The organism is Natrarchaeobius chitinivorans, assembly GCF_003841505.1.
Taxonomy (GTDB): Archaea; Halobacteriota; Halobacteria; order Halobacteriales; family Natrialbaceae; genus Natrarchaeobius; species Natrarchaeobius chitinivorans.
In genome coordinates, this window is record NZ_REGA01000038.1 from 1 (window position 1) to 7,868 (window position 7,868).

A 7,868-nucleotide genomic window follows, 5' to 3' on the forward strand; every position below is an offset into this window, starting at 1 on the left:
TCCGCCGGGGCGAACACGTCGAACTCTTCGAGAAACTCGAAGGAGAGATGCTCAAACAGCGCTAGCGTCTCGGTTTCCACGACATTGAAGAACGTCTCTACCGTAGGATTCTCTTGCAGGGTCGCTGGGCTCATACCACCTCAGCGTTCACCCTGCTCTCTGGTATGAGAACTGTTCTATGACACCCTCTACTATAGCTAACGACAGTCCACACCGAACGCAGCGGGAGTGTCGTCGCCAACCGGTCCGAGTCGTCCGACCGGTCGCTGCAGAAACCGAGTGACGCAATTCCTTTCTTCTGCACCGGTCGCGTAGTGTCGGGTATGGCTCGAAACGAGCTAGACGATACTGATCGCGGAATCCTGTACATGTTACAGCAAAACGCCCGCGACACGACCACGTCAGATATCGGGGACGAGGTTGGCGTCTCCGCTGGGACGGTCCGCAATCGGATCGATCGCCTCGAGGAGCGTGGCATTCTGAAGGGGTACGTTCCGGACATCGATTACGAGAAGGCCGGGTTCGAACTTCACATTCTGTTTACGTGTACCGCGGAGATGCAACCGTCCGACGAGTTCGTCGAAGACATCCTCGATCGTCACGGCGTCGTGACGGTACGGAAACTCCTCGCCGGAGATCAGAACCTCCACGTGGAAGCGGTCGGGACCAGTACCGACGACGTCTCCGAGATCGCTCACGAGTTAGAGGAGTGTGGACTCGAGATCGTTCGTTCGGAAGTCTTAGAGGAGGAGTTTATACAGCCGTTCAACCACTTCGGCGCGGAGATGGCTGGCGGGGAGTGACGTTTCGTGTCGGTACAATCGGGATTCCGTTTCGTTCGAAATTAGCAGAAATAACGGTTCGAATGGGACTCGGAGTGAAAAATTGGAGTAGCCTTATGAAACTGAGGCCACTCCTGACCGACAATGCCAACGCCGACGGAATCCACACCTCATAGTCTGGATGGTGACGTGTACGTCCGTATCGTCGAAACGATCGCCTCGAAAGAGGGGTGTGACGCGACCGAACTCCCTCCCATACACGACGTCATCGATCCGACGGCACTGGAGCAGCTCTTTCGACCGACCGGAACCAGCGAGCGGCCGGAGGGAACGGTCGCGTTCCGGTACTGTGACTACCGGGTTACGGTTACGGCCGGAGGACGAATCTCCGTGGAGTGAGCGATTCCGTTCGCAATCGGGCGGTTCGACGATCTCGCTGTGACTGGTGGCGAACCCAGGGCAGTTACTTAACCGGACTCGAGTCGAAATCCACTCGATGAACGTCCCCACCGACCGACTGTTACTCGTAAGCTAACCCACGACTAAAGTCGTGGGCTTTCAGCGTGGACTCCCGCTATGGCCGAACTCTCGGCAGGAGGCTCATACCCTCCGTTCGCGTTCAACATCCCGCTGTTTAGGGCAATGCCTACGGATGCCCCTCCACCGGAGCCAGTTTGGTTCCGGTGGAGATACCGCAAGCCGATGTTCTTCGCCGCGTTGTAATCAGCGTGATTCTCGTAGCCGCATTTCAGACACTCGAACGATTCACCGTCGCGGTTGTCCGGGTGTGTGAATCCACAGTGCGAGCAACGCCGTGATGTGTTCTTCGGATTAACCCGTTTTACGTCGATACCGTACTCTAAGGCTTTGTATTCGACGTACTCGTAGAGACGGTTGAACGCCCATTTGTGGCCCCACGACGCGTCCGTTCGCTCACGAATGTCGGTTAAATCCTCGAACGCGATCACCGAACAGCCGTGGTCGCGGGCTTCCGCGATGAGCTCGTTCGATATACGATGGAGGGTTTGTTTGAATCGGCCTTCCTCTTTGCGACCGACTGAGTGAATGTTCTCGTGTGCCCATCGGGTACCACACTCTTGCAGAGTACCACGCCGATTCTCGTATTCTCTGCGCCAGTGGTCGAACTCGTCGCCCTTCCAGAACGTGCCCGTCGATGTGACGGCAAGGTTGTTCACGCCGAGGTCAACCCCGAGAACCGTTCCGTTCTCAGTGGTTTCCTGCGCTGACGTGTCAGTCTCCACCTCCGTTTTGCAGTGGATGTGAAGCATCCAGTTGCCGTTCGTATAGTGAAGTTCTGCTCCCGTGGTTTCGTACTTGTCGGAGAAGAAGTATTCCACGTGGGGCGTCTCTGGCTCTTTGTCGGGAAGCACGTAGTCGGCTTCGATGCGACCGTCAACTGTTGCCAGCGACACGTACTCGTCGTGGAACGTAGCGGTGCGGTGGTCGTAGACGAGGTGGGGGCTGGTGAAGTAGGGCATCGACGCCTTCTTGCCCTGTTTCCACTTGGCAACCACGCTCTTGCAGGCTTCGGCGGCTTTGTTTCTGGCGGCTTGGACGTGGTTGCTGTGTAACGCCGTCTCGTCGCGCACGTCCTCGTAGGTTTCGTGGTGGAGGGTTGTCTTGCTCGTCGTGACGTATTCACCGTCGAAAGCGTGGCGTGTCACCTCGTTAGCCGTCCACAGGAACTCGTCTACGGTGTCTCCAAGGAGTGCGGCGTCGTCACTGTCCACGTCTAGTTTGACCGGGACAGTACGGCGCTTCTCCATACCTCATATGTAGTATTGATGACTCAAAAAATTGGGGGAGTCGGTCCTGTCGTAGTCGGTGGATTGTTTGCCGGAGCTTACGCGTTTGCTCCCACGACTGAAGTCGTGGATTTCCGCGCTGTATCTCTATGATCGTCGCAGCAACGGGATTCGCGATCGTATTCGGTGGACGGGGTGGCGCATTCGTACACGCCGAAGCGACGGGCGTCGAAGAGACTCTCCTCCGGATCGCGATCGGAGTCGTCTTCTTCGTCGTGTTGGCCGGAAGCTGGTACGTCTTTACCAGCATCGACCGAGAATCCACCTGAATACGCCTGACTTGAATCTCAACGTGGTGTGCAAGTGGGACGGGCGAAATCGGTCTACCGGACTGCGGCACTCGCTATCGCACCTGGCACTCGCGAGAGTTGCGTGCTGGCACCGCTCGCTGGGACGTTTTGCACTACGGCGGCAGGCTGACGAACGAACCGCCGACAGCAGCGGATCGAGCTCGGTTCGAACCTCGAGTTCGGCTTCCCGTCGTTTCTGCCGGGGTAGAAATCCGGTCCGGCGTCGGTCTCGTTCGCGAGGACCACTACACCCGTTCGCTCCGACACGCTTAACTTGATGCACTTATTTGGTCATTGTAAGACAACTACGTACATTGGTGTTCACTATGAAGGAGTACGTTCGACGGGCGACCGAGGGCACAGATTTCACACAGGCGGAGGCTCGAGCGGTCTCGTCGGCAGTCTTCGAGGACGCGACCGAGTCCCAGATCGGGGCGCTGCTGGCGGCACTCCGGGCGAAAGGCGAAACGGAAGCGGAAATAGCCGGCTTCGCCGAGGGGATGCGCGAAGCGGCCCGAACCATCGATCCGTCGCGTGATCCACTGGTCGACACCTGCGGAACCGGGGGAGACGACTACGACACGATCAACGTCTCGACGACGAGCGCGATCGTCGCCGCCGGTGCGGGCGTTCCGATCGCGAAACACGGCAACTACTCGGTTTCGTCGTCCTCCGGAAGCGCCGACGTCCTCGAGGAAGTCGGCGTCAACGTCGACGCCGAGCCACCGGCCGTCGAAACAGCGATCGAACGCGACGGCATCGGCTTCATGCTCGCGCCGGTCTTTCACCCGGCGATGAAAGCCGTCATCGGCCCCCGAAAGGAACTGGGAATGCGGACCATCTTCAACGTCCTCGGGCCGCTTACCAATCCGGCCGGGGCCGACGCCCAGCTCGTCGGGGTCTACGATCCCGACCTCGTCCCCGTACTCGCCAGCGCGCTCGCGCGGATGGAGGTCGAACGCGCGCTGGTCGTCCACGGCTCCGGTACCGACGAAATCGCCATTCACGGCGAGACGGTCGTTGCGGAAGTCGACGGCCGAGACGTCGAGGAGTACACCGTCGAACCGGCCGACCTCGGTCTCGAGGAGCACGACATTTCGAAAATCGCAGGCGGATCCCCCGCGGACAACGCGTCCGATCTCCGCGGAATCGTCGGCGGCGACGTGACTGGGGCCAAACGCGACGTCATCCTCGCGAACGCGGGGGCTGCGATCTACGTCGCCGAAGCGGCCACCTCCCTCGAAGCCGGTGTCGACGCCGCACGCGAGGCGATCGAATCCGGCGACGCGGCGGCGAAACTCGAGGGACTTCGGAGCGAACCGCCGGAGATCGAAGGATGACGGTCCGCGTGAAAATCTGCGGGTTGACCCGGGAACGCGACCTCGAGACGGCCGTCGAAGCCGGAGCCGACGCAATCGGAGTCATCGCGGACGTGCCGGTCGAGACGCCCCGGGAAGTGCCGGTCGACCGAGCGGCGGATCTCCTCGCGAGCGCCCCGCCGTTCGTGACGACCGTCCTCGTGACGATGGCCGACGGTGGCGAACGGATCGAGGAACTCGTCGAGACGGTCGAGCCCGACGTCCTCCAGTTTCACGGCGACGGAGACGCCGACGAACTCGGCGATCTGTGCGCCCGAATCGACAGCGACTTGCTCTTCGCCGTCGGCGCGGACGACGCGTCGTCACTCTCCCGGTACGACGGAGTCGTCGACGCGTTCCTCGTCGATACTCCGGCCGTCGACGGCGGCGGGGGGACTGGACGCACTCACGACTGGGAGCGGACCGGAGCGGCGAGTGCGGATCTGGACTCCCCCGTCGTCCTCGCCGGTGGTCTGACGCCCGAAAACGTCGAAAGCGCCATCGACGCGGCAGATCCGTTCGGGGTCGACGTCGCAAGCGGCGTCGAAGCCGACGGCGGTATCAAAGACGGCGACGCCGTTCGGTCGTTCGTCGCCCGCGCGAAAAGACACCACCGAACGGAAGTGACCACGTAACCCATGACTGAATCCAATCAAACGACACCCCCCTCGCTCGATATCGACCGGGAATCCTTCCGCGAACTCGCCCGCGGCCGGGCCGACGAACCGGTCGTCGTCCGGGCGGCTGCAACGCTTTCTACCGACACGTCGCCGCTCGCGGCGTACGCCGCGCTCACCGGCAGGTCTGAGACGAGCGATTGCGAGCGGACGCCGTACGCGTTTTTGCTCGAGAGCGCGGAGAAAACCGCCTCGAGCGATCCCGACGGCGCGTTTCGTCCGACGACGACGGGAGCAAAGCGCCACGCGCGATTTTCCTACGTCGGGTACGATCCGGAAGCCGTCGTTACGGTCACCCCCGGCGAGACTACCGTCGAAGCGCTCTCGGAGAACGCACCCCTCGAATCGACCGACATCGACGTCGAGGGCGATACCGTCGACGCGCTTCGGGACGTCATGCCGGACGCTCGACTGGCGAACTTCCCCGATCACGACCGGCAACACTTAGACGGTGGACTGGTCGGCTTTCTCGCCTACGACGCCGTCTACGATCTCTGGCTCGAGGAGGTCGGCCTGGAGCGGCCGAACTCGCGGTTTCCCGACGCCCAGTTCGTCCTGACGACGAAGACGATCGCGTTCGACGAACACGACGGAACTGTGTCACTCGTCTGTACGCCGGTTCTCGAGGACGGGGACGATCCCGACGCCGTCTACGACCGTCTCTTGGCGGAGGCGGCGGCCGTTTCGGAGACGTTGCGCGAAGCCAGTTCGCCAGAAACGGAGGGGTTCGTCAAACGAGACGAGATCGCCGGCCCGAAAGCCGAGTACGAGAAGAACGTCCGGCGGGCGAAAGAGCACGTCCTCGACGGCGACATCTACCAGGGAGTCATCTCCCGACGGCGTGAACTGTACGGCGAAGTCGATCCCATCGGGTTCTACGAGGCGATGCGCGAGGTGAATCCCTCGCCGTACATGTACCTGCTCGATCACGACGACCTGACCGTCGTCGGGGCCAGCCCCGAGACGCTGGTCTCCGTTCGCGGACGCGAGATCATGGCGAATCCGATCGCGGGAACCTGCGACCGCGGAACGAGCCCCGTCGAGGATCGTCGACTCGCCGGCGAGATGCTCGCGGACGGAAAGGAACGCGCCGAACACACGATGCTGGTCGACCTCGCGAGAAACGACGTTCGTCGCGTCGCGGAGGCCGGCACGGTCCGCGTCGACGAGTTCATGGACGTCCTCAAGTACAGCCACGTCCAGCACATCGAGTCGACGGTCACCGGCCAACTCGCTTCCGACGCGGACGCGTTCGACGCGACCCGCGCGTCGTTCCCGGCCGGAACGCTCTCTGGCGCGCCGAAGATCCGGGCGATGGAGATCATCGACGACCTCGAGTCCGAACCGCGCGGGCTCTACGGCGGGGGCGTCGGTTACTACTCCTGGACCGGCGACGCCGACTTCGCGATCGTGATCCGGACGGCGACGATCGAGAACGCCGCCCAGCGATCTGACGACGATCGATCCCCATCCGTCGACGGGCGGGACAGAATCACCGTCAGGGCCGGTGCAGGGCTCGTCGCCGACAGCGACCCGACGGCCGAGTTCGAAGAGACCGAAAAGAAGATGGGCGGCGTGCTCGCGGCCCTCGAGAAGATCGAAACGTCGGGCGGCGATCACCGGCCGAGCGACGACGACCGCGAGGCTGCGGAGGTGAGCCGATGAGCGTCCGAACCGGCCGGGACTCGGTCGGCGCGACACGGGACGCCGAGGAGTGTACGGTCCTGTTTATCGACAACTACGACTCGTTTACGTACAACCTGGTGGAGTACGTCAGCCAGCAACCCGGCACCGACACCGAACTTCTGAAAAACACGGCATCACTCGAGGACGTGGCGGCGATCGACCCCGACGCGATCGTCCTCAGCCCGGGGCCCGGCCATCCGAAAAACGATCGAGACGTCGGCATCACGACGGACGTCATCCGCGAGATCAGTCCCGACGTGCCGACCCTCGGCGTCTGTCTCGGTCTCGAGGCGGCAGTCTACGAGTACGGCGGGACCGTCGGCCGAGCGCCGGAACCGGTCCACGGCAAAGCGGTGGCCGTCGACCACGACGGGGCAGGCGTCTACGACGGCCTCGAACAGGGGTTCCGTGCCGGACGCTACCACTCGCTGGTCGCGACTGACGTCCCCGACTGCCTCGAGGTCGTCGCGACGGCCGATCACGATGGGACGACCCTCGTTATGGGCGTCCGACATCGCGAACACCCCCTCGAGGCCGTCCAGTTTCACCCGGAGAGCGTCCTCACCGCTGTCGGCCACGACGTGATCGCGAACTTCCTCGAGTCGGTCGACGACGCCTAAGACGGACTGCTGGAGGTCATACCGGCGCAACAGAAACGCGTCTGTGGACGTATCAGTAAAGCGGCGAACCAATCCGTACAAATCGCCCGTGACAGATCAGATGGGGAGGATTCCGAGCGTACCCGTCGCGTACAGCGCTGCGAGAACGACTGCGGCGACGATTCCAACACGGATTGCCAGTTTGATCGCGATACGAACGGCGATGATGGCGACCGCGACGACGGCGAGCAGTGCCAGGACGAGGAGGAGAATCGTCCCTGAGGTCAATGGATCGAACATACTCGAGTCACCGTAGCGAAGGGACGTAATCTTTCTGGATATCGTGACAGAGTCGACGGAACGACTGACTCGATGAAAAACAGATCTGTGGCCGTGGCACTGTCTAGATGAGAGTTTGAGGAATGAGCAGGTGGTGGCGAGAAGTGCCTATGCAACTCGCCAACCTGCTCAGAGAGACCTTAGATGTGGATTGTGATGAGGTTTGGGAGAACGAGCGCACCCCGACACCCGTCAGGGTGTTCGGGGTGCGCCTACATTCGATGGGACTGTCGGTTCGGGAGGTTGTTGCAGTGCTCGAATTACTCGGTATTGACCGTTCTCACGGCGCAATCTGGAACTGGACACACAAA

General features: G+C 61.9%; 9 protein-coding genes and 2 pseudogenes. 8 read left to right on the forward strand and 3 right to left on the reverse strand.

The genetic code is table 11. The features are described from left to right. Positions 1 to 134 (reverse strand): annotated as a pseudogene (locus EA473_RS21540) (IS5/IS1182 family transposase); the annotation flags it as partial. A gap of 189 nt (positions 135 to 323) precedes the next feature. On the opposite strand from EA473_RS21540, the gene EA473_RS21545 reads away from it, so the two are divergent. Both EA473_RS21545 and EA473_RS21550 read left to right on the forward strand, forming a co-directional pair. Further along, positions 324 to 803, forward strand: coding sequence for an Lrp/AsnC family transcriptional regulator (locus tag EA473_RS21545; RefSeq protein ID WP_124197664.1), 480 nt, complete (start codon positions 324 to 326; stop codon positions 801 to 803). A gap of 123 nt (positions 804 to 926) precedes the next feature. Next, positions 927 to 1,181, forward strand: coding sequence for a HalOD1 output domain-containing protein (locus EA473_RS21550; protein ID WP_124197665.1), 255 nt, complete (start codon positions 927 to 929; stop codon positions 1,179 to 1,181). A gap of 143 nt (positions 1,182 to 1,324) precedes the next feature. Here the strand turns inward: EA473_RS21550 and EA473_RS21555 are convergent, their stop codons facing one another. Next, positions 1,325 to 2,569, reverse strand: coding sequence for an RNA-guided endonuclease InsQ/TnpB family protein (locus EA473_RS21555; protein ID WP_124197666.1), 1,245 nt, complete (start codon positions 2,567 to 2,569; stop codon positions 1,325 to 1,327). A gap of 128 nt (positions 2,570 to 2,697) precedes the next feature. Between EA473_RS21555 and EA473_RS21560 the strand changes: the two genes are divergently transcribed. The 5 genes from EA473_RS21560 to trpG all read left to right on the forward strand — a co-directional run bounded on the left by EA473_RS21560 (position 2,698) and on the right by trpG (position 7,239). Beyond that, positions 2,698 to 2,877, forward strand: a complete 180-nt coding sequence (locus EA473_RS21560; protein ID WP_124197667.1) for a hypothetical protein — start codon at positions 2,698 to 2,700, stop codon at positions 2,875 to 2,877. 347 nt (positions 2,878 to 3,224) lie between these two features. Next, positions 3,225 to 4,238, forward strand: a complete 1,014-nt coding sequence (gene trpD, locus EA473_RS21565; RefSeq protein ID WP_124197668.1) for an anthranilate phosphoribosyltransferase — start codon at positions 3,225 to 3,227, stop codon at positions 4,236 to 4,238. Next, on the forward strand, positions 4,235 to 4,891 hold the full coding sequence (locus EA473_RS21570; protein WP_124197669.1) for a phosphoribosylanthranilate isomerase: 657 nt from the start codon (positions 4,235 to 4,237) through the stop codon (positions 4,889 to 4,891). Before trpD ends, EA473_RS21570 begins: the two co-directional genes overlap by 4 nt. Positions 4,892 to 4,894: 3 nt before the next feature. Beyond that, entirely contained in the window at positions 4,895 to 6,598 is a 1,704-nt protein-coding gene (trpE, locus tag EA473_RS21575) for an anthranilate synthase component I (protein ID WP_124197670.1), read from the forward strand. Further along, positions 6,595 to 7,239 carry an anthranilate synthase component II gene (gene trpG / locus EA473_RS21580; RefSeq protein WP_124197671.1) on the forward strand — a complete coding sequence of 215 codons (645 nt, stop codon included), beginning with the start codon at positions 6,595 to 6,597 and terminating at the stop codon, positions 7,237 to 7,239. The genes trpE and trpG overlap by 4 nt, the downstream gene beginning before the upstream one ends. 96 nt (positions 7,240 to 7,335) lie before the next feature. On the opposite strand, the gene EA473_RS21585 is transcribed toward trpG, so the two are convergent. Continuing rightward, a complete protein-coding gene (locus EA473_RS21585) occupies positions 7,336 to 7,518 on the reverse strand; it encodes a hypothetical protein (RefSeq protein WP_124197672.1) in 183 nt (60 codons plus the stop codon). 149 nt (positions 7,519 to 7,667) lie between these two features. Between EA473_RS21585 and EA473_RS21590 the strand changes: the two are divergent. Next, positions 7,668 to 7,868 (forward strand): annotated as a pseudogene (locus EA473_RS21590) (IS6 family transposase); the annotation flags it as partial.

Excerpts from the sequence above, each read along its gene's own strand:
- trpD (WP_124197668.1), top strand. The coding sequence starts at position 3,225 with ATGAAGGAGTACGTTCGACGGGCGACCGAGGGCACAGATTTCACACAG.
- trpG (WP_124197671.1), top strand. The coding sequence starts at position 6,595 with ATGAGCGTCCGAACCGGCCGGGACTCGGTCGGCGCGACACGGGACGCC.
- EA473_RS21560 (WP_124197667.1), top strand. The coding sequence starts at position 2,698 with ATGATCGTCGCAGCAACGGGATTCGCGATCGTATTCGGTGGACGGGGT.
- EA473_RS21550 (WP_124197665.1), top strand. The coding sequence starts at position 927 with ATGCCAACGCCGACGGAATCCACACCTCATAGTCTGGATGGTGACGTG.
- EA473_RS21570 (WP_124197669.1), top strand. The coding sequence starts at position 4,235 with ATGACGGTCCGCGTGAAAATCTGCGGGTTGACCCGGGAACGCGACCTC.
- EA473_RS21545 (WP_124197664.1), top strand. The coding sequence starts at position 324 with ATGGCTCGAAACGAGCTAGACGATACTGATCGCGGAATCCTGTACATG.
- trpE (WP_124197670.1), top strand. The coding sequence starts at position 4,895 with ATGACTGAATCCAATCAAACGACACCCCCCTCGCTCGATATCGACCGG.
- EA473_RS21585 (WP_124197672.1), bottom strand. The coding sequence starts at position 7,518 with ATGTTCGATCCATTGACCTCAGGGACGATTCTCCTCCTCGTCCTGGCA.
- EA473_RS21555 (WP_124197666.1), bottom strand. The coding sequence starts at position 2,569 with ATGGAGAAGCGCCGTACTGTCCCGGTCAAACTAGACGTGGACAGTGAC.